Consider the following 21,097-nt stretch of genomic DNA (forward strand, 5'->3'; position numbering starts at 1 on the left):
GATGTTCGACACCGTGCTTGTGGCCAACCGGGGCGAGATCGCCGTCCGCGTCATCCGCACCCTGCGCGCGCTGGGCGTGCGCTCGGTGGCCGTCTTCTCCGACGCCGACGCGGACGCCCGGCACGTCCGGGAGGCCGACACCGCCGTCCGCATCGGACCGGCGCCGGCGGCCGAGAGCTATCTGTCGGTGGAGCGGCTGCTCGCGGCGGCCGCCCGCACCGGCGCGCAGGCGGTGCACCCCGGCTACGGCTTCCTCGCGGAGAACGCCGGCTTCGCGCGCGCCTGCGCCGACGCCGGGCTGGTCTTCATCGGACCGTCCGCGGACGCCATCTCCCTGATGGGCGACAAGATCCGGGCCAAGGAGACCGTGCAGGCGGCCGGGGTTCCGGTGGTGCCCGGGTCCAGCGGCAGCGGACTCACCGACGCCGAACTCTCCGACGCGGCCCGCGAGATCGGCACCCCCGTGCTGCTCAAGCCGTCGGCCGGCGGCGGCGGCAAGGGCATGCGCCTGGTACGGGACCTGGCCGTGCTGGACGAGGAGATCGCCGCCGCCCGCCGCGAGGCCCGCGCCTCCTTCGGGGACGACACGCTCCTCGTCGAACGGTGGGTGGACCGGCCGCGCCACATCGAGATCCAGGTGCTGGCCGACGGCCACGGGAACGTGGTGCACCTGGGCGAGCGCGAATGCTCCCTCCAGCGCCGGCATCAGAAGATCATCGAGGAGGCGCCCTCGGTCCTGCTGGACGAGAAGACCCGCGCGGCCATGGGCGAGGCGGCGGTCCAGGCGGCGCGTTCGTGCGGCTACCGGGGCGCCGGCACGGTGGAGTTCATCGTGCCGGGCAACGACCCGGCCTCGTACTACTTCATGGAGATGAACACCCGGCTCCAGGTGGAGCACCCGGTCACCGAACTGGTCACCGGCCTGGACCTGGTGGAGTGGCAGCTGCGGGTGGCCGCCGGTGAGCCGCTGTCCTTCGGCCAGGACGACGTCCGGCTGACCGGGCACGCGATCGAGGCCCGGATCTGCGCCGAGGACCCCGCGCGCGGCTTCCTGCCCTCCGGCGGGACGGTGCTCCGGCTGCGCGAACCCCAGGGCGACGGCGTACGCACCGACTCCGGGCTGAGCGAGGGCACCGAGGTCGGCAGCCTCTACGACCCGATGCTGTCCAAGGTGATCGCCTACGGGCCGGACCGGGAGACCGCGCTGCGCAAGCTGCGGGCGGCCCTCGCGGAGACGGTCACGCTGGGCGTGCAGACCAACGCCGGGTTCCTGCGGCGGCTGCTGGCCCATCCGGCGGTGGTGGCCGGCGAGCTGGACACGGGCCTGGTGGAGCGGGAGGCCGCGGCGCTCGTCGTGGCCGACGTACCGCGGGATGTGTACGCGGCGGCGGCGCTGCTGCGCCAGGCCGCGCTCTCCCCCGCGCCCGGCACGGGCTGGGTGGACCCCTTCGCCGTCGCGGACGGCTGGCGGCTGGGCGGCGAGCCCGCCTGGACGGCGCACCACCTGCACGTGCCGGGGCACGACCCGGTGACCGTCCGCGTGCGCGGCACGGCGGACGGCACGGCCGAGGTACTGCCGGACGGGGCGGACACCCCGCTGCGGGGCGCCGCGGGCCCGGCCCCGGCGCCGGGAACGGATCCCCGGTTCACCTGCCGGCTCGACGGCGTCGCACAGTCCTTCGCCGCGCTGGCGGACGGCACCTGGCTCGGCCGGGACGGCGACGCCTGGAACGTGCGCGATCACGATCCGGTCGCCGACTCCCTCTCCCGGGGGGCGCACGCGGGCGCCGACTCGCTCACCGCCCCCATGCCCGGCACGGTCACGGTGGTGAAGGTCGCCGTCGGCGACGAGGTGACCGCGGGCCAGAGCCTGCTGGTCGTCGAGGCGATGAAGATGGAGCACGTCATCTCCGCCCCGCACGCCGGCACGGTCGCCGAACTGGACGTGACGCCCGGCACGACGGTCGCCATGGACCAGGTGCTGGCCGTCATCGCACCGGCAGAGGCACAGGAGGACCAGTGACACTTCCCATGGCCGTACCGGCCGAGGGCCTTCCCGCCCGGGTGCGCATCCATGAGGTGGGCCCGCGCGACGGCCTCCAGAACGAGAAGACGGCCGTGCCGACGGCCGTCAAGGCGGAGTTCATCCACCGTCTCGCGGACGCGGGCCTCACCACCATCGAGGCGACCAGCTTCGTCCACCCCGACTGGGTGCCCCAACTCGCGGACGCCGAGCAGTTGTTCCCGCGCGTGAGCGGCCTCGACGTGGCCCTCCCGGTACTGGTGCCGAACGAGCGCGGCCTGGACCGGGCCCTCGCCCTGGGCGCCCGCCGGGTCGCCGTCTTCGCCAGCGCCACGGAGTCCTTCGCCAAGGCCAACCTCAACCGCTCGGTGGACGAGGTGCTGGCGATGTCCGAGCCGGTGGTGGCGCGGGCCAAGGCGCAGGACGTGCATGTGCGCGGCTACCTCTCCATGTGCTTCGGCGACCCGTGGGAGGGCGCGGTCCCGGTGGACCATGTCGTCCGGGTCTGCCGGGCCCTGCTCGACCTGGGCTGCGACGAGCTGAGCCTGGGCGACACGATCGGCGTGGCCACCCCGGGTCACGTCCGGGCCCTGCTGGCCGCGCTGAACGACCAGGGTGTGCCCACGGGCGCGCTGGGCGTGCACTTCCACGACACGTACGGCCAGGCGCTCGCCAACACCCTCGCCGCGCTCCAGCACGGCGTCACCACCGTCGACGCCTCGGCGGGCGGACTCGGCGGCTGCCCGTACGCCAAGTCCGCCACCGGCAATCTCGCCACCGAAGACCTGGTGTGGATGCTGCGGGGCCTCGGCATCGACACGGGGGTGGACCTCGGCCGTCTCGTCGCCACGAGCGCGTGGATGGCCGGCCGACTGGGCCGACCCAGCCCTTCCCGCACCGTCCGAGCACTCGGCGGCACAACGACACAGCCCCACAAGGAGCAGTGACCCGAAATGGACCACCGTCTCTCCCCCGAACTGGAAGAACTCCGCCGCACCGTCGAGGAGTTCGCGCACGACGTGGTCGCGCCCAAGATCGGTGACTTCTACGAGCGGCACGAATTCCCGTACGAGATCGTCCGTGAGATGGGCCGCATGGGCCTGTTCGGACTGCCGTTCCCCGAGGAGCACGGCGGCATGGGCGGGGACTACCTCGCGCTCGGCATCGTGCTGGAGGAACTCGCGCGCGTCGACTCGTCCGTGGCGATCACCCTGGAGGCGGGCGTCTCGCTGGGCGCCATGCCGATCCACCTCTTCGGGACGCCGGAGCAGAAGCGCCAGTGGCTGCCGCGGCTGTGCTCCGGCGAGATCCTCGGCGCCTTCGGGCTGACCGAGCCGGACGGCGGCTCGGACGCGGGCGCGACCCGTACGACGGCCCGGCTCGACCCCGAGACGGACGAGTGGGTGATCAACGGCACCAAGTGCTTCATCACCAACTCGGGCACGGACATCACGGGCCTGGTCACGGTCACGGCGGTGACCGGCCGCAAGCCGGACGGCCGGCCGCTGATCTCGGCGATCATCGTCCCGTCCGGCACGCCGGGCTTCACCGTCGCGAGCCCGTACTCGAAGGTCGGCTGGAACGCCTCCGACACCCGTGAGCTGTCCTTCTCGGACGTGCGTGTCCCGGCGGCGAACCTGCTGGGCGAGGAGGGCCGCGGGTACGCGCAGTTCCTGCGGATCCTGGACGAGGGGCGTATCGCCATCGCGGCGCTGGCCACCGGCCTCGCGCAGGGATGTGTGGACGAGTCGGTGAAGTACGCGAAGGAACGGCACGCGTTCGGCCGCCCGATCGGCGCCAACCAGGCCATCCAGTTCAAGATCGCCGACATGGAGACGAAGGCCCACACGGCCCGCCTCGCCTGGCGGGACGCGGCCTCGCGACTGGTGGCCGGCGAACCCTTCAAGAAGGAGGCCGCCGTCGCCAAGCTCTACTCGTCGACGATCGCCGTCGACAACGCCCGTGACGCCACCCAGGTGCACGGCGGCTACGGCTTCATGAACGAGTACCCGGTGGCCCGGATGTGGCGCGACTCCAAGATCCTGGAGATCGGGGAGGGCACGAGCGAGGTGCAACGGATGCTGATCGCCCGCGAGTTGGGGCTGCCCGGCTGAGACCCGGGGGACCGAGGGGACGGGCGCCGCGGTGGGGCGCGGCGGCCCTCTGCATCCTGTGCACCCTGTGCGGCCCTCTGCGGCGCGTTCGCGCGATGGCCTGAAGTCGGCCTGACACCGCGGGTGCGCTGCGCTCACGAGGTCGCCGTACCGCTCGACCCGGGCGGGCACGGCGGCCTCTTCGGCATGCTCCGGGGCCGTCCGGCCGCTCTTCGCATCCTCGGAGCGGGCGGCAACTCCAGGTCCGATTCGGACTTCTGACATCCCGTACACCTTTGAACCACAGGAGGGGCACAGAAAGCGGGCAGGCGTCGGGGCGGGCATCCCGCGACCCGGAACCACCCTCTGGACATCAGCTGAGGTTAGGCTAACCTACGTTCGAACCGTCCTCGGGTGATCCGCCCCGTCCGAAAGTAGCCAGAGACATGCCCAACGCCAGAGCCGCTCGTCCCACCCGCCGTGGCATCCTCGCCGTCGGTGGCGCACTGGGCCTCGGTGCCGCCCTCGCCGCCTGCGGGGACGACGACGCGAGCAGCAGTGGCTCCGGGTCGTCGGCGAGCTCCTCGGCCAAGTCCGGTCCCTGGACCTTCAAGGACGACCGCGGCACCACGGTGAAGCTCGACAAGATCCCCGCGGACATCGTCGCCTTCACCGGCGTCGGCGCCGCCCTGTACGACTACGGCATCCAGGTCAAGGGCGTGTTCGGCCCGACCAAGACCGCCGCGGGCAAGGCCGACGTCCAGGCCGGCGACATGGACGTCAGCAAGGTGACGGTCCTCGGCAACGTCTGGGACGAGTTCAACGTCGAGAAGTACGCGGCCCTCGCGCCCCAGGTGCTCATCTCCACGATGTTCGACAGCGCCGGCACCCTCTGGTACGTCCCCGAGGCCTCCAAGGACAAGATCGCCAAGCTCGCCCCGAGCGTCGGCATCTCCGTCTACGACCGTCAGCTGACCGCTCCGCTGCAGCGCATGTGGGAGCTGGCGGAGTCGCTCGGCGCCGACATGGCGGCGGCCGCGGTCACCGACGCCAAGAAGAAGTTCGAGGAGGCGGCCGCCCGGCTGCGCGCCGCCGCCAAGGCCAAGCCCGAGATCAAGGTGCTGGCCGGTTCCGCGAGCGAGGCGCTCTTCTACGTCTCCGGCACCAACCTCTCCATCGACCTGGAGTACTTCAAGGCCCTCGGCGTGAACTTCGTCGAGCCGCCGGAGAGCGCGAAGGCGGAGGGTGGCGGCTGGTACGAGTCGCTGAGCTGGGAGAACGTCGACAAGTACGCGGCCGACATCATCATGATGGACGACCGCTCCTCGACGATCCAGCCCGCCGACATCACCGAGGCGACCTGGAAGAAGCTGCCCGCGGTGAAGGCCGGTCAGGTCATCGCCCGGTCGCCCGAGCCGATCCTCTCCTACGCGAAGTGTGTGCCGCTTCTCGAGAACCTCGCGGACGCCCTCGAGAAGGCGAAGAAGGTTTCCTGACAAGGGGACTTGATGTCGCGGGTTGCCTGCGGGTGAACCGCGGGTCCGGCTGCGGCCGGTCGCGCCCGCGCGGCGGGGCCGCATGTCGAAGCGGCCCCGCGCCCCCCGAAAGAAGCACGCCGGTACTCCCTCCCCACGTCCACAGGAGCACCCCACGTGACCACCGCCGTCGTCGCCCCCTTCCGGTTCTTCTCCCTCCACGTCGTGCGTGCCCGGCGGGTCGGGGCGTCGCTCGTCCGGATCACCTTCGCCGGGCCGGATCTCGAGCACTTCTTCTCCGACGGGTACGACCAGTCGCTGTCGCTGTTCCTGCCGCAGCCGGGTCAGAGCGAGCCTCAGGTGCCCTTCGAACTCGGCGACGGCTGGTGGCAGGCGTGGCGTGAACTGCCGGACGACGTAAGGGCGGTGATGCGTTCGTACACGCTCCTGGCCCTTCGCCGGGACGTACTCGGGCGCACCACGGAGATCGACATCGACTTCGTGCTGCACACCCCGGCCGGGCCCGCCTCGGCGTGGGCCTCGGGTGCCGGCGCCGGGGACCGGGTCGTCCTGCTGGGCCCGGCCCTGGCCGACAACCGGGCGATCCGGTTCCGGCCGCCCGGGGACACCGACCTGATCGTGCTGTGGGGCGACGAGAGCGCCCTGCCGGCCGTCGCGTCGATCCTGGAGTCCCTGCCGGCCGGACAGCGTGTCCGGGTCTGGCTGGAGGCACACGACGCCGGGAACGTGCGGGAGTTGGCGACCGCGGCGGACGCCGAGATTACCTGGGTGGTCGGGGAGAGCTCCGTGGACGCCCTCCGGGACGCCCGGCTCCCGGCCGCCGGGCACCCGTACGTGTGGATCGCGGGCGAGTCGGGGTGCGTGAAGGCGCTGCGCCGCCACTTCGTCCGGGAACGCGGGATCGACCGGCGCCGCATCACCTTCGTCGGGTACTGGCGCCAGGGCATGAACGAGGAACAGCTCCGCGCGGCGGAGTAGCCAACACCACGGCTCCTGCGGGCAGTTGCGCGGGGGCGCCGACGTGATCACGGTCACGGCAGAGGCGCACCCCCTCTCATGGAACTTAGGTTAGGCTAACCTAAGTTGAATCAGAGGCTCCGTCCCCTGGCCCGTCCCGCAGCAGACCTCGTCCCCACCCCCCGGAGGACCCCCACCATGCGCTCGCACCTGCTCAATGACACGACCGCGGAGCAGTACCGCCGCTCCGTGACCGAAGGAGTAGAGCGGGTGGCCGCCAAAATCGCCGCCACCGACCGTCCGTTCACCGGCGTCTCGGTCGACGCCCTCGCGCCCCGCATCGACGGGATCGACCTCGACAAGCCGCTGCACGACACCACGGCCGTCCTGGACGAACTGGAGGAGGTCTACCTCCGCGACGCGGTCTACTTCCACCACCCCCGCTACCTCGCCCACCTCAACTGCCCGGTCGTCATCCCCGCCGTGCTGGGCGAGGCGGTCCTGTCGGCCGTCAACTCCTCCCTCGACACCTGGGACCAGTCGGCCGGCGGCACCCTCATCGAGCGCAAACTGATCGACTGGACGACGGCCCGGATCGGCCTCGGCCCGGCCGCCGACGGCGTGTTCACCTCCGGCGGCACCCAGTCCAACCTCCAGGCGCTGCTGCTCGCCCGCGAGGAGGCCAAAGCCGAATCCCTCGCCGACCTGCGCATCTTCGCCTCCGAGGTCAGCCACTTCAGCGTGAAGAAGTCCGCGAAGCTGCTGGGCCTCGGACCCGACGCGGTGGTGTCCATCCCGGTCGACAACGACAAGCGGATGCAGACCCTCGCGCTCGCCCGCGAGCTGGAGCGCTGCAAGGACGCCGGTCTGACGCCCATGGCCGTGGTCGCCACCGCCGGCACCACCGACTTCGGCTCCATCGACCCCCTGCCCGGGATAGCCGAGCTGTGCGACCGGTACGAGACCTGGATGCACGTCGACGCGGCCTACGGCTGCGGTCTGCTCGCCTCCGTGAAGTACCGGGACCGGATCGACGGCATCGAGCGCGCCGACTCCGTCACCGTCGACTACCACAAGTCCTTCTTCCAGCCGGTGAGTTCGTCGGCCGTACTGGTCCGCGACGCGGCCACGCTCCGCCACGCCACGTATCACGCCGAGTACCTCAACCCGCGCCGCGCGGTGCAGGAGCGCATCCCCAACCAGGTGGACAAGTCCCTGCAGACCACGCGCCGCTTCGACGCGCTCAAACTGTGGATGACCCTGCGGACCATGGGCGCCGACGGCATCGGGCAGCTCTTCGACGAGGTCTGCGACCTGACCGCCGAGGGCTGGCGCCTGCTGGCCGCCGACCCGCGCTTCGACGTCGTCGTCCAGCCGTCGCTCTCGACCCTCGTCTTCCGCTACATCCCCGCCGCCGTCACCGACCCGGCCGAGATCGACCGCGCCAACCTCTACGCCCGCAAGGCCCTGTTCGCGTCGGGTGACGCGGTGGTCGCGGGCACGAAGGTCGGCGCCCGCCACTACCTGAAGTTCACCCTGCTGAACCCCGAGACGACGACCGACGACATCGCCGCCGTCCTCGACCTGATCGCCGGCCACGCCGAGCAGTACCTGGGAGAGTCCCTTGACCGCGCTTCCTGAAGCCAGCCACATCCATGACTTCGTGGGGATCGGGCTCGGCCCCTTCAATCTCGGCCTCGCCTGCCTCACCGAGCCGATCGACACGCTCGACGGCGTCTTCCTGGAGTCCAAGCCGGACTTCGAGTGGCACTCCGGCATGTTCCTCGACGGCGCCCACCTCCAGACGCCGTTCATGTCGGACCTGGTCACCCTGGCCGACCCGACCTCGCCCTACTCCTTCCTCAACTACCTGAAGGAGAAAGGCCGGCTGTACTCGTTCTACATCCGCGAGAACTTCTACCCGCTGCGGGTCGAGTACGACGACTACTGCCGCTGGGCCGCGAGCAAGCTGAGCAGCGTGCGCTTCTCGACGACGGTCGCGGAAGTGACGTACGAGGACGACGTGTACGTGGTGCGGACCACCGCCGGCGAGCGGTACCGCGGCCGTCACCTGGTCCTCGGCACCGGCACGCCCCCGTACGTCCCGGAGGCCTGCGCGGACCTGGGCGGCGACTTCCTGCACAACTCCCGCTATCTGCGGCACAAGGCGGAACTCCAGAAGAAGGAGTCGATCACGCTGGTCGGCTCCGGGCAGTCGGCCGCCGAGATCTACTACGACCTGCTCAGCGAGATCGACGTCCACGGCTACCGGCTGAACTGGGTCACCCGTTCCCCGCGCTTCTTCCCGCTGGAGTACACCAAGCTCACGCTGGAGATGACCTCCCCGGAGTACATCGACTACTTCCGCGAGCTGCCGGAGCGGACCCGCTACCGCCTGACGGCCGAGCAGAAGAACCTCTTCAAGGGCATCGACGGCGACCTCATCAACGAGATCTTCGACCTGCTCTACCAGAAGAACCTCGGCGGCCCGGTGCCCACCCGGCTGCTCACCAACTCCACGCTGAAGAGCGCGCGTTACGCCGACGGCACCTACACCCTCGCGTTCCGCCAGGACGAGCAGGAGAAGGACTTCGAGCTGAGCTCCCAGGGCCTGGTCCTGGCCACCGGCTACCGGTACGCCGAGCCGGAGTTCCTCGCGCCCGTCCGGGACAGACTGCGCTACGACTCCCACGGCAACTTCGACGTCGCCCGCAACTACTCCATCGACACCACGGGCCGGGGCGTGTTCCTGCAGAACGCGGGCGCGCACACCCACAGCATCACCTCCCCCGACCTCGGCATGGGGGCGTACCGCAACAGCTCGATCATCCGTGACCTGCTCGGCAGCGAGTACTACCCGGTCGAGAAGACCATCGCGTTCCAGGAGTTCGCCGTATGAGCACGACCACGGCCACCGTCGGCCGTCTCACCCTCCGCCCGCTCGACCCCGTCGAGGACGCCGAGCTGCTGCACGGCTGGGTCACGCACCCCAAGGCCGCGTTCTGGATGATGCAGAACGCGAAACTGGTGGACGTCGAGCGCGCCTACATGGACATCGCCGCCGACGAGCACAGCCACGCCCTCATCGGCCTGCACGACGGCGAGCCCGCCTTCCTGATGGAGTACTACGACCCGGCCCACCGTGAGCTGGTCGGCCTGTACGAGCCGCGGCCCGGCGACGTCGGCATGCACTTCCTGGTCGCCCCCACCGACCGGCCCGTGCACGGGTTCACCCGGGCCGTGATCACCACCGTGATGGCCCGCCTCTTCGACGACCCGGCCACCTCCCGGGTCGTCGTCGAGCCGGACGTCTCCAACACGGCGGTGCACGCCCTCAACGAGGCCGTCGGGTTCGTGCCCGAGCGGGAGATACAGAAGCCGGAGAAGCAGGCGCTGCTGAGCTTCTGCACCCGCGAGCAGTTCGTCGCGGCGACGGGGGTGCGGGCATGAGCCTCGCCGACGCCGTCGCCCACCTCTCCCCCGAACGCTGGGAGAAGGCCAACCGTCTGCTCGTCCGCAAGGCCCTCGCGGAGTTCGCGCACGAGCGCCTGATCACCCCCGAGGAGAAGGACGGCCGCTTCGTCGTCCGCAGCGACGACGGGCTGACCTCCTACCGCTTCACCGCCGTCCGCCACGCCCTCGACCACTGGCAGGTGGACGCCGGCTCGATCACCCGCACCCGCGACGGCGCCGGACTCCCGCTCGCCGCACTGGACTTCTTCATCGAGCTGAAGAAGACGCTGGGCCTGAGCGAGGAGATCCTGCCGGTCTACCTGGAGGAGATCTCCTCCACCCTCTCCGGCACCTGCTACAAGCTGACCAAGCCGCAGATCACGTCGGCGGAGCTGGTCAGGAGCGGCTTCCAGGCCATCGAGACCGGGATGACCGAGGGCCACCCCTGCTTCGTCGCCAACAACGGGCGGCTCGGCTTCGGCATCCACGAATACCTGTCGTACGCCCCGGAGACGGCGAGCCCGGTCCGGCTGGTGTGGCTGGCCGCCCACCGCTCGCGGGCCGCGTTCACGGCGGGCGTCGGCATCACGTACGAGTCGTTCGTGCGGGAGGAGCTGGGCGAGAAGACGGTCGAGCGGTTCGACGCCGTCCTGCGCGAGCAGGGCCGGGACCCGGACGACTACCTCCTCATCCCCGTCCACCCCTGGCAGTGGTGGAACAAGCTCACCGTCACCTTCGCCGCCGAGATCGCCCGCGGGAACCTGGTCTGCCTGGGCGAGGGCGACGACGAGTACCTGGCGCAGCAGTCCATCCGGACGTTCTTCAACTCCTCGCACCCCGAGAAGCACTACGTCAAGACGGCCCTGTCCGTCCTCAACATGGGCTTCATGCGCGGGCTCTCGGCCGCCTACATGGAGGCGACCCCGGCCATCAACGACTGGCTGGCCCAGCTCATCGACAACGACCCGGTGCTGCGCTCGACGGGACTGTCGATCATCCGGGAGCGGGCGGCCGTCGGCTACCGGCACCTGGAGTACGAGGCCGCCACGGACCGCTACTCGCCGTACCGCAAGATGCTGGCCGCGCTGTGGCGGGAGAGCCCGGTGCCGACGCTCCGGGACGGCGAGTCGCTCGCGACCATGGCCTCCCTGGTCCATGTGGACCACGAGGGCAGCTCGGTGGCCGGTGCGCTGATCGAGCAGTCCGGCCTGCCGCCGACCGAGTGGCTGCGCGGCTACCTGGAGGCGTACTACACCCCGCTCCTGCACAGCTTCTACGCCTATGACCTGGTGTTCATGCCGCACGGCGAGAACACGATCCTGGTCCTGAAGGACGGGGCGGTGCAGCGGGCGATCTACAAGGACATCGCCGAGGAGATCGCGGTCATGGACCCGGACGCGGTGCTGCCGCCCGAGGTCCGGCGCATCCGCGTCGAGGTGCCCGAGGACAAGAAGCTCCTGTCCATCTTCACGGACGTCTTCGACTGCTTCTTCCGTTTCCTCGCGGCCGGCCTCGCCACCGAGGGGATCCTGGAGGAGGACGACTTCTGGCGCACGGTCGCCGAGGTCACCCGCGCCTACCAGGAGGCGAACCCCGAACTGGCCGACAGGTTCCGCCAGTACGACCTGTTCGCCCCCGAGTTCGCCCTGTCCTGCCTCAACCGTCTCCAGCTGCGCAACAACAAGCAGATGGTGGACCTGGCGGACCCGTCGGGCGCCCTCCAGCTGATCGGAACCCTGAGAAATCCCGTCACGGGGTTCTGATCCGGGCGGACGGGCGCCCCCGAGTACGGTCCTCGGGGGCGCCCGTCGCCACGTTTGGAAGAATCCTCCCATGGCGGAAATCATCCAGAAGGACGGCACCTGGGTCTTCGACGGCGATGCCCTGCGGCTGACCCCGGGCCGGGACAAGAACGTCAGCCCGCTCCGCAGGGAACTGGGTGAACTGATCGTCCCCCTGGGCGCGTTGGCCGGGCTGTCGTTCGAGCAGGGAAAGAAGACGGGGCGGCTGCGGCTGCGGCTGCGGGACGGCGCCGATCCCCTGCTCCAGGCGACCGGCGGACGGCTGACCGAGCCGCACGACCCGTACCAGCTGCTCGTCGAATCCGACCGGTACGGGGTCGCCGAGTACCTGGTGGACGAGGTGCGCCAGGCGCTGCTCCTCGACGAGGTGCCGGCCGACCCGGTGGACGCGTATCTGCTGCCCGGCCCGTCGGTGCCGCTGTCCGCCTCCGCCGGGGACGGCACGGCGAGCTTCGACGGTGAGCGGGTGCGCCTGGAGTGGAACTGGAAGACCGAGGAGTCCAAGGCCTCCGCCGGTGCCCGCAGCATCGGCGTCGCCGAGATCGAGGCGGTGGAGTGGCAGCCCGCGGTCGGCCTCGAGAACGGCTGTCTGCGCTTCCGGCTGCGTCACGCGCCGACGAAGGCACCGGCCAAGTACGACCCCAACGCCGTGGAGCTGTGGGGGTTCAGGAAGGACCCGCTGATGGCGCTCGTCGCGGCCGCCGTGCAGGCCAGGCTGCCCCACCCGGCGGCCGGCCCCCGGGACGCGCTGCCCGCGCAGCGCGCGGCGGACTCCGCCGGCGGGGACGACCACGACGCGCTGCTGCGCCGCCTGCGCGAACTCGGTGAGCTGCGCCGTGACGGCGTCCTGACGGAGGAGGAGTTCGCGATGGCCAAACAGGCGGTCCTCAGGCGCCTGTAGCGCGACGAGGACCGCCTGCGGCGGGCTCACTTCGCCTTGCGGGCCACCGTGAAGTGGTCGACCTGCGCACCGGTCTCGGCGATGCCGCGCACGGTCAGCGTGGCCGTACGGCCCTTCGCGGCCGGGGTCACGTCCACCCGCAGGAACGAGTAGTCGAGGTAGCGCACCCGCGACCAGGTGACGGTCTCGTCGGCCTTGCCGTCCTTGGTGTTGACGAAGGAGGCGACGGAGTCGACCTCGTTCTCGTGGCCCTCGTAGGACAGCGGGGCGCTGAAGGCGTACAGGCTGCGGCCGGCCGCGCCCGCCGTGACGTACACCACGCCGTCGGTCTCGGGGTACGCCGTGCCGCCGATCGGGAGCTTCCTGGTGACGGCGCCCTTCTTGAGGACGTCGGTGCGCTCGTACTGGTGGTTGTGCCCGTTGATGACCAGGTCCACCGTGTACTTCTCGAACAGCGGCACCCACTCCTGGCGCACTCCCCCCTCCGAGGCGTGCGCGGTGGAGGTGCAGTAGGCGCAGTGGTGGAAGAAGACCACGACGAAGTCGACGTCCTTCGACGCCCGGTACTTCTTGAGCTGCGTCTCCAGCCACTTGGTCTGGGTGCCGCCCGAGATGCCGAGGTTGGCCGGGATCTCGAAGGAGATGTCGTTGGCGTCGAGCGAGATCACCGCCGTGTTGCCGTAGACGAAGGTGTAGACGCCCGGGAGGTTCTTCGCGTCGGGGCCGTTGTCCGGGAGGTTCCAGCGGGCGTCCTCGCCGCCGTAGCCGTTGGGCGAGTACCAGGCCTCCATGTCGTGGTTGCCGTAGGCCGGCATCCACGGGACGGACTTGGCGACGGACTCGGTCTGGGCGAGGAACTGGTCCCAGACGCGGGAGTCGAAGCCGGTGTCGGCGGTCTTGCCCTGGCCGGCCGGGTCGGCGTAGGCGATGTCGCCGGCGTGCAGGTGGAAGGCCGGGTTCTGGCCGAGGAGGAGACTGTTGTTGGCGAGGCCGTGGTAGCCGACGCCCTCGTCGCCGAAGGCGGTGAAGGTGAACGGCGCCTTGTGGTCGGGGGCGGTGGTGAAGGTGCCGAGGGTGCCCAGGAGGTGGGCGGCGGCCGGGTCGAAGCCCGCGTGGCCGACGCCGTAGTAGTACGTCCTGCCGGGCTTGAGGTGGGTGAGCTCGGCGTGCAGGTAGTACTGGGTGTGGTCACCGCCGGCGCCGACACCGGCCGGGGTGTACAGCGTGCGCACCTCGGCCTCGATCCTGCGGGAGAGGTCCCAGGGGTGGGCGCCGATCCGGATGAAGGGCTTGCGCACCGCGACCGGGACCTGCCAGGAGACCGTGATCTCGGTGCGCGGGTCCTTGCCGTAGGCGAGGTGGCGCCCGAAGGGGGCGACGAGGGCGCCCTCGACGTGCTCGGCGGCCGGGGCGGTCTTCGGGGTCCGCGTCGGCACGGCCGCCTGCGCCGTGGCGCCGGTCACGAACGCGCCACCCGTGACGGCGCCCAGGGTGACGGCGCCGCCTCTGATCATCGTGCGCCGGGAGAACGTGGCGCGCAGGTACTCGTGCTGCTCGGCCATGTTCATGCGGTCGGCGAGCCGCTCGGGTACGCCCATGCGAGGAGTGTCCATGACGTCCGAAACTCGTCGCCTCGGGCGACGGGCCGCAAGCCGCCGCATGGACGGCCGGGGAACAGCGGCTCATAACACATTCAAGGTTCCCCCAAGGCTCCTTAACAGGTGCCTGCCCGAAATCGGGCACGATTCTTGCGAAACCGGCTCGCGTACCCCAGGATCTACCGGGTGCACGACGAACTCGTTGATCACCTGACGCGCTCCACGCCCCTTCAGCGGGGCGAGGCGCTACGGGTGATCCAAGACGTGCTCGCCTACTTCGACGAGACGACCGAGAACTACGTCCGTCGCCGCCACCGCGAGCTCCAGGCCCAGGGCCTGGTCAACGCGGAGATCTTCGAACGGGTCGAGGCGGACCTGAAATACCGTGCGGTGGCCCCGCCCGAGCTCACGCTCAGGCAACTGCGGCGCATCGTCTACGGGTGATCGAAAGCTTGGGGATACCTATATATGTGCGGAATCGTCGGATACATCGGCAGGCGTGACGTGGCCCCGCTGCTGCTCGAAGGCCTTCAGCGGCTCGAGTACCGCGGCTACGACTCGGCGGGCATCGTCGTCACCTCGCCGAAGACGGCCGGCCTGAAGATGGTCAAGGCCAAGGGCCGCGTCCGTGACCTGGAGGCCAAGGTCCCGGCGCGCTTCAAGGGCACCACCGGCATCGCCCACACCCGCTGGGCCACCCACGGCGCCCCCTCCGACGTGAACGCCCACCCGCACATGTCGGCCGACCTCAAGGTCGCCGTCGTCCACAACGGCATCATCGACAACGCCTCCGACCTGCGGAAGAAGCTCGAGGCCGACGGCGTCGAGTTCCTCTCCGAGACGGACACCGAGGTCCTCGTCCACCTCGTCGCCCGCGCCCAGGCCGAGAAGCTCGAGGACAAGGTCCGCGAGGCGCTGCGCGTGGTCGAGGGCACCTACGGCATCGCCGTGATGCACGCCGACTTCAGCGACCGGATCGTCGTCGCCCGCAACGGCTCCCCGGTCGTCCTCGGCATCGGCGAGAAGGAGATGTTCGTCGCCTCGGACATCGCCGCGCTGGTCGCCCACACCCGCCAGATCGTCACCCTCGACGACGGCGAGATGGCCACCCTGAAGGCCGACGACTTCCGCACCTACACGACCGAGGGCACCCGCACCACGGCCGAGCCCACCACCGTCGAGTGGGAGGCCGCCTCCTACGACATGGGCGGCCACGACACCTACATGCACAAGGAGATCCACGAGCAGGCCGACGCCGTGGACCGCGTGCTGCGCGGCCGCATCGACGACCGCTTCTCCACCGTGCACCTCGGCGGCCTCAACCTGGACGCCCGCGAGGCGCGCCAGATCCGCCGGGTGAAGATCCTCGGCTGCGGCACCTCGTACCACGCGGGCATGATCGGCGCCCAGATGATCGAGGAGCTCGCCCGCATCCCCGCGGACGCCGAGCCCGCCTCCGAGTTCCGCTACCGCAACGCGGTCGTGGACCCCGACACCCTGTACATCGCCGTCTCGCAGTCCGGTGAGACGTACGACGTGCTGGCGGCCGTCCAGGAGCTGAAGCGCAAGGGCGCCCGCGTGCTGGGCGTGGTCAACGTGGTCGGCTCGGCGATCGCCCGCGAGGCGGACGGCGGCGTGTACGTGCACGCGGGCCCCGAGGTCTGCGTCGTCTCGACGAAGTGCTTCACCAACACCACGGTCGCCTTCGCGCTGCTCGCCCTGCACCTGGGCCGCACCCGCGACCTCTCCGTGCGCGACGGCAAGCGGATCATCGAGGGCCTGCGCAAGCTGCCCTCGCAGATCGCCGAGATCATGGAGCAGGAGGCGGAGATCGAGAAGCTGGCCGAGACGCTCGCCGAGGCCCGCTCGATGCTCTTCATCGGCCGCGTCCGGGGCTACCCGGTCGCCCGTGAGGCCTCGCTGAAGCTCAAGGAGGTCTCGTACATCCACGCCGAGGCCTACCCGGCCTCCGAGCTCAAGCACGGTCCGCTGGCCCTCATCGAGCCCGCGCTCCCGACGGTCGCGATCGTCCCCGACGACGACCTGCTGGAGAAGAACCGCGCCGCGCTGGAGGAGATCAAGGCCCGCAGCGGAAAGATCATCGCGGTCGCCCACCGGGAGCAGGAGAAGGCCGACCAGACGGTCGTCGTCCCCAAGAACGAGGACGAGCTCGACCCGATCCTGATGGGCATCCCGCTGCAGCTCCTCGCCTACTACACGGCGAAGGCGCTCGGCCGCGACATCGACAAGCCGCGCAACCTGGCGAAGTCGGTGACGGTGGAGTAGTCCTCTCCGCTCGCACAGAACGGCCCCCCACGCGTGCCACCCGCGCGTGGGGGGCCGTTCTCCTGCCGGGGACGCCCAACTCCCCGGCGTCGGCTGCCGATCAGCCCGTGGCCGTCACGCCGGGGCGGGCAGCGCGTCGCGGAACCGCCGTGGGCCAGTGGGCCAGCGCCGCGGTCGCCGCGTACCAGGCCACCGCGCCCGCCGCGACGGCGAACCAGCCGCCGACCTTGGTGAGACCGTCGCTGTCGGCGAACCGGGCGACGGCCATCAGCACCAGCCCGACACAGAACAACCCGTAGCTGCCCTGGCCGAGTTGGTCGCCACCGGCGAGGGTCAGGGAGAGCGCCACGAGGGCGAACAGAAGCAGGAAGAGCCCCGCGGCGTTGTCGGAGACCTGGGCGCCGGCGGAGACCGCCCAGGTGAACCAGAAGGCGCCGAGAACGGTATAGGCGGTGCCGGTGGCCGCGTCACGGTCCCGGAGGGCGAACAGGCCGGCGACGAACAGCGCGACGCCGCCGACGTAGTGGGCGATGGCTACGGCGTCCGCAGCCGTCACGCCGTCGATGAGGTCCGTGTACCCGAGCCCGAAGGCCAACAGGGTCACACCCAGGGCGAGTCGGCCGGCGATCGTGGTGGTGCCGCTTCCCGCAGAGACGTCGTTGTCCACGGCGGGCTCCCTTCATGCATGTGCAGTTGTGTGAGCGGTATATGCCCTTCACAAAGGCACAAACACCCCTACGCGTCAGTAGATTTATGCTGCGCGACCAAGGGGACCGGGCCTACCCACTTCTCATCTCACCTGGGAGGACGGCGAGTTACGGAATGACAACGACGGGCCGCTTGGCCCGCTTGGCGAGCCGCCCCGCGACCGAACCGAAGATCCGGCCGACGATGCCGTGGGTCGAGCCGACGACGATCGCGTCGGCCTCGTACTCCCGCCCCACCTCTTCGAGTTCGTGACAGATGTCGCCGCCGCGCTCGACCAGGATCCAGGGCACCTCGGCGAGGTACTCCGCGCAGGCGAGCTCCAGACCGAGCACCTCGGTGCGGTGGTCCGGCACGTCGACGAAGACCGGTGGCTCGCACCCGGCCCACACCGTGGTGGGCAGCCGGTTGGCGACATGGACGATGATCAGGCCGGAGCCGGAGCGGTGGGCCATGCCGATGGCGTACGCGAGCGCGCGCTCACTGGACGTGGAGCCGTCGAAGCCGACGACCACGCCGTGCTTGAAAGCTGGATCGCAGGAGTGGCGTGCGTCTTCCGCCGCCTGGGGCTCGGCCGCCGTAGGGTCGGCGACGGGCCGCTTGCGGTCCGCGGGTTCGAAGAATTCGTGACCGGCCATGGCTGTCTCGGCGTATTGATCCTTATACGGGTGGGACGCGGCGGTGTGAGCAACGGAGCTGTCCGGGAATCATCTTCCCAACCCCATACCCCCAAGGGTACGGCGGCACGCCTCCGAGGCCCAGTTCCCGCACGCCCCCGGTGGGGGTTCCAGGGAGCATGCACGAGCGGACGCCCGTAACGCAATGGTTGCTGCCCCGTACAGGCGGTTTGCACAGGATTCACTTACGCGGGACCGCCGCGGACAGTGACCGACCGCCCGAGCAGGCGTTGAACCCCGTGCACCACGGTCCACCGCCGCTCCACCGCCGTCCCGCCACCGCCGTCCCCCACCGCCACCGCCCGACCGCCACCGCACCCCGCCCCGCGCACCGCCGCCCCGCACCACCACCCCCGCACCGCCGCCCCGGGAAGGAGCCCGCTCCGTGCCCTCGCCCCGCACCACCCCCGAGCCCCGCCCCGGCGACGACCGGTCGACCGACCTGATCCGCTGGGCGGCCTTCAGCTGCTTCCTGGTCCCGGTGGTCCTCCTCTGGTACGGCACCTCGCTGGCCGGCACCGCCGGCACCGCCCTGGGCCTCGCCGCCGTCACGGCCGTCTGCCGGGTGCTGCTGCGCCGGTCCGAGCGGTGCGCGGCCCGGTTGCTCGACGAGGAGCCGGCGCCCCGGGCGCACCCCCGGGGGCGCCATCAGCGCACCGGGACGGGATCACACCGTGGCGGTCGTCACTCCGGGGGAAACTCACCGGCCGGTTGACCGGTTTTCACGCACGGACCCGCTTCTTTTCAGCCAACTTCCGGTGATGGCGCATCCCTTGCCCCAACCACCCCCCACCCCCCGTTCCACCTGCACGGAAAGGGCCTCAGGGGACCTGCGCACCCTACGGGGATTGGCCACCGCACCGAGGCGCACTTCCCTGCACGGCCCACGAGTGCAACGCTTCGTGATCGAATGCTTCACGCCAAGTTGCCATGTCGACAATCTGCCGGGTGGCGAAGTGGCCACGCCGGCATTGTGCGACACGTTAGATTCGATCTTGACTGTCTACGGCGGGGGACTCGTGCAGGACCGAGGGGAAACGTGCAGGAGCGACACAACCGAGGAGCCGCGACCACCGAGGGGGGCTTAGCAGGATGAGCCACGACTCCACTGCCGCGCCGGAAGCCGCGGCCCGGAAACTCTCCGGGCGACGCCGCAAGGAGATCGTCGCGGTGCTGCTGTTCAGCGGCGGCCCCATTTTCGAGAGTTCCATTCCACTGTCGGTGTTCGGGATTGACCGCCAGGACGCCGGCGTACCGCGCTACCGCTTGCTGGTGTGCGGTGGCGAAGAAGGCCCGCTGCGGACCACAGGGGGCCTGGAACTCACCGCGCCACACGGCCTCGAGGCGATCGCACGGGCGGGCACGGTCGTCGTGCCGGCCTGGCGTTCGATCACCTCGCCGCCGCCGGAGGAGGCGCTCGACGCGCTGCGCCGGGCGCACGAGGAGGGTGCCCGCATCGTGGGCCTGTGCACCGGCGCGTTCGTGCTGGCCGCCGCGGGTCTGCTGGACGGCCGCCCGGCCACCACCCACTGGATGTACGCGCCGACGCTGGCCAAGCGCTATCCGTCGGTACACGTGGATCCGCGCGAACTGTTCGTCGACGACGGCGATGTGCTGACGTCGGCGGGGACGGCGGCCGGAATCGATCTCTGTCTGCACATCGTGCGGACGGATCACGGTAACGAGGCCGCGGGCGCGCTGGCCCGGCGGCTGGTCGTCCCACCACGACGGTCGGGCGGTCAGGAGCGCTACCTCGACCGGTCTTTACCGGAGGAGATCGGCGCCGACCCGCTCGCCGAGGTCGTCGCCTGGGCGCTGGAGCACCTCCACGAGCAGTTCGACGTGGAGACGCTGGCGGCACGCGCCTACATGAGCCGCCGCACGTTCGACCGCCGCTTCCGGTCCCTGACCGGCAGCGCACCGCTCCAGTGGCTGATCACCCAGCGGGTGCTCCAGGCGCAGCGCCTGCTGGAGACGTCGGACTACTCGGTGGACGAGGTCGCGGGGCGCTGCGGCTTCCGTTCGCCGGTGGCCCTGCGCGGCCACTTCCGCCGGCAGCTCGGCTCGTCCCCTGCGGCGTACCGGGCGGCCTACCGGGCCCGCAGGCCGCAGGGCGAACGGCACGCGGACAACGAACCGTCGCCGCCGCCACCGCCGCAGGCGCTGCACCCGGACGCTCCGGGACCGGTACCGCCGCAGCTGCGGCGTACGGCCTCGGCGGCGGCCGGTGCGATGGGCTCGTCGGCGTCCCTGCCGTCCGAGCACGCGCGGGACGCGTACGCGACCTCGCGGGCGAGTCTGCCGGGGCAGCGCAGCAGTACCTGAGCGGCTGACGGAACCTCCCCAGCGCCGGCCGGGCCCCACCGGCCCGGCCGGCGCCCGGGCACGGATGCGTCCCCGCGGGGCGCCTCAAAAGCCGACGTCAGCTTTAGGGTGGTCGCATGAACGATCGCATGGTCTGGATCGACTGCGAGATGACCGGCCTCTCGCTGTCGGACGACGCTCTCATCGAGGTTGCCGCCCTCGTCACCGACTCCGAGCTGAACGTGCTCGGCGACGGTGTCGACATCGTCATCCGCCCGCCGGCCCGGGCACTGGAGACGATGCCGGAGGTGGTGCGCGAGATGCACACCACGTCCGGGCTGCTCGACGAGCTGGCGGGCGGGACGACCCTCGCCGAGGCCGAGGCCCAGGTGCTGGCCTATGTACGGGAGCACGTGAAGGAGCCGGGCAAGGCACCGCTGTGCGGCAACTCCGTCGGCACGGACCGCGGCTTCCTGGCGCGGGACATGACCTCCCTCGAGGGCTACCTCCACTACCGGATCGTCGACGTGTCCTCGATCAAGGAGCTCGCCCGGCGCTGGTACCCGCGGGCCTACTTCAACAGCCCCCCGAAGAACGGCAACCACCGCGCCCTCGCCGACATCCGCGAGTCCATCGCGGAACTGCGCTACTACCGCGAGGCGGTCTTCGTGCCGCAGCCCGGACCGGACTCCGACACCGCCAGGACCATCGCCGCGAAGCACGTGCTGCCCAGCAGCTGACGGGGCCCCGGAAAGGCGTGCGCGAGCACCCCTTCGGACCCTGTACACTTTTTCTCGGCCGG

At 70.7% G+C, this 21,097-nt stretch carries 18 protein-coding genes; 15 read left to right on the plus strand and 3 right to left on the minus strand.

The features are described 5' to 3' along the window. The first annotated feature begins 1 nt into the window (after position 1). The 10 genes from ASD48_RS05800 to ASD48_RS05845 all read left to right on the plus strand — a co-directional run bounded on the left by ASD48_RS05800 (position 2) and on the right by ASD48_RS05845 (position 12,725). Complete coding sequence (locus tag ASD48_RS05800; protein WP_057601028.1) at positions 2 to 2,023, plus strand: acetyl-CoA carboxylase biotin carboxylase subunit; 2,022 nt, start codon at positions 2 to 4, stop codon at positions 2,021 to 2,023. 8 nt (positions 2,024 to 2,031) lie between these two features. Next, a complete protein-coding gene (locus tag ASD48_RS05805; RefSeq protein WP_057600298.1) occupies positions 2,032 to 2,970 on the plus strand; it encodes a hydroxymethylglutaryl-CoA lyase in 939 nt (312 codons plus the stop codon). A 6-nt stretch (positions 2,971 to 2,976) separates the two neighbouring features. Next, complete coding sequence (locus tag ASD48_RS05810) at positions 2,977 to 4,137, plus strand: acyl-CoA dehydrogenase family protein (RefSeq protein WP_057600299.1); 1,161 nt, start codon at positions 2,977 to 2,979, stop codon at positions 4,135 to 4,137. A gap of 425 nt (positions 4,138 to 4,562) precedes the next feature. After that, a complete protein-coding gene (locus ASD48_RS05815; RefSeq protein WP_057600300.1) occupies positions 4,563 to 5,612 on the plus strand; it encodes an ABC transporter substrate-binding protein in 1,050 nt (349 codons plus the stop codon). A 156-nt stretch (positions 5,613 to 5,768) separates the two neighbouring features. After that, positions 5,769 to 6,590 (plus strand): siderophore-interacting protein, encoded by an 822-nt coding sequence (locus ASD48_RS05820; RefSeq protein ID WP_057600301.1) that lies wholly within the window; start codon positions 5,769 to 5,771, stop codon positions 6,588 to 6,590. Positions 6,591 to 6,767: 177 nt separating this feature from the next. Continuing rightward, positions 6,768 to 8,210, plus strand: coding sequence for a lysine decarboxylase DesA (desA, locus tag ASD48_RS05825; protein WP_057600302.1), 1,443 nt, complete (start codon positions 6,768 to 6,770; stop codon positions 8,208 to 8,210). Continuing rightward, positions 8,194 to 9,468, plus strand: coding sequence for a SidA/IucD/PvdA family monooxygenase (locus ASD48_RS05830; protein ID WP_057600303.1), 1,275 nt, complete (start codon positions 8,194 to 8,196; stop codon positions 9,466 to 9,468). Before desA ends, ASD48_RS05830 begins: the two co-directional genes overlap by 17 nt. Continuing rightward, positions 9,465 to 10,019, plus strand: coding sequence for a GNAT family N-acetyltransferase (locus tag ASD48_RS05835; protein ID WP_057600304.1), 555 nt, complete (start codon positions 9,465 to 9,467; stop codon positions 10,017 to 10,019). The genes ASD48_RS05830 and ASD48_RS05835 overlap by 4 nt, the downstream gene beginning before the upstream one ends. Next, entirely contained in the window at positions 10,016 to 11,785 is a 1,770-nt protein-coding gene (locus ASD48_RS05840; RefSeq protein WP_057600305.1) for an IucA/IucC family siderophore biosynthesis protein, read from the plus strand. The genes ASD48_RS05835 and ASD48_RS05840 overlap by 4 nt, the downstream gene beginning before the upstream one ends. Positions 11,786 to 11,855: 70 nt before the next feature. Further along, positions 11,856 to 12,725 (plus strand): DUF4429 domain-containing protein, encoded by an 870-nt coding sequence (locus ASD48_RS05845; RefSeq protein WP_057600306.1) that lies wholly within the window; start codon positions 11,856 to 11,858, stop codon positions 12,723 to 12,725. 26 nt (positions 12,726 to 12,751) lie between these two features. Here ASD48_RS05845 and ASD48_RS05850 read toward each other — a convergent pair whose 3' ends face one another. Beyond that, a complete protein-coding gene (locus tag ASD48_RS05850; RefSeq protein WP_057600307.1) occupies positions 12,752 to 14,323 on the minus strand; it encodes a metallophosphoesterase family protein in 1,572 nt (523 codons plus the stop codon). Between the two features lie 186 nt (positions 14,324 to 14,509). On the opposite strand from ASD48_RS05850, the gene ASD48_RS05855 reads away from it, so the two are divergent. Together ASD48_RS05855 and glmS are read left to right on the plus strand one after the other, a co-directional pair. After that, entirely contained in the window at positions 14,510 to 14,767 is a 258-nt protein-coding gene (locus ASD48_RS05855; protein WP_020131788.1) for a hypothetical protein, read from the plus strand. A 24-nt stretch (positions 14,768 to 14,791) separates the two neighbouring features. Next, positions 14,792 to 16,609, plus strand: coding sequence for a glutamine--fructose-6-phosphate transaminase (isomerizing) (gene glmS, locus ASD48_RS05860; protein WP_057600308.1), 1,818 nt, complete (start codon positions 14,792 to 14,794; stop codon positions 16,607 to 16,609). 100 nt (positions 16,610 to 16,709) lie between these two features. On the opposite strand, the gene ASD48_RS05865 is transcribed toward glmS, so the two are convergent. Both ASD48_RS05865 and ASD48_RS05870 read right to left on the minus strand, forming a co-directional pair. After that, complete coding sequence (locus ASD48_RS05865; RefSeq protein WP_057600309.1) at positions 16,710 to 17,276, minus strand: GPR1/FUN34/YaaH family transporter; 567 nt, start codon at positions 17,274 to 17,276, stop codon at positions 16,710 to 16,712. Positions 17,277 to 17,424: 148 nt separating this feature from the next. Continuing rightward, a complete protein-coding gene (locus tag ASD48_RS05870; RefSeq protein WP_057600310.1) occupies positions 17,425 to 17,952 on the minus strand; it encodes a universal stress protein in 528 nt (175 codons plus the stop codon). 424 nt (positions 17,953 to 18,376) lie between these two features. Between ASD48_RS05870 and ASD48_RS05875 the strand changes: the two genes are divergently transcribed. The 3 genes from ASD48_RS05875 (at position 18,377) to orn (ending at position 21,035) form a co-directional block, all read left to right on the plus strand. Further along, complete coding sequence (locus ASD48_RS05875) at positions 18,377 to 18,706, plus strand: hypothetical protein (RefSeq protein WP_057600311.1); 330 nt, start codon at positions 18,377 to 18,379, stop codon at positions 18,704 to 18,706. A gap of 377 nt (positions 18,707 to 19,083) precedes the next feature. After that, a complete protein-coding gene (locus ASD48_RS05880; RefSeq protein WP_057600312.1) occupies positions 19,084 to 20,316 on the plus strand; it encodes a helix-turn-helix domain-containing protein in 1,233 nt (410 codons plus the stop codon). Positions 20,317 to 20,432: 116 nt separating this feature from the next. After that, positions 20,433 to 21,035 carry an oligoribonuclease gene (gene orn, locus ASD48_RS05885; protein ID WP_057600313.1) on the plus strand — a complete coding sequence of 201 codons (603 nt, stop codon included), beginning with the start codon at positions 20,433 to 20,435 and terminating at the stop codon, positions 21,033 to 21,035. Positions 21,036 to 21,097: the final 62 nt, after the last annotated feature.

This window comes from Streptomyces sp. Root1310 (assembly GCF_001426425.1).
Classification (GTDB): Bacteria; Actinomycetota; Actinomycetes; order Streptomycetales; family Streptomycetaceae; genus Streptomyces.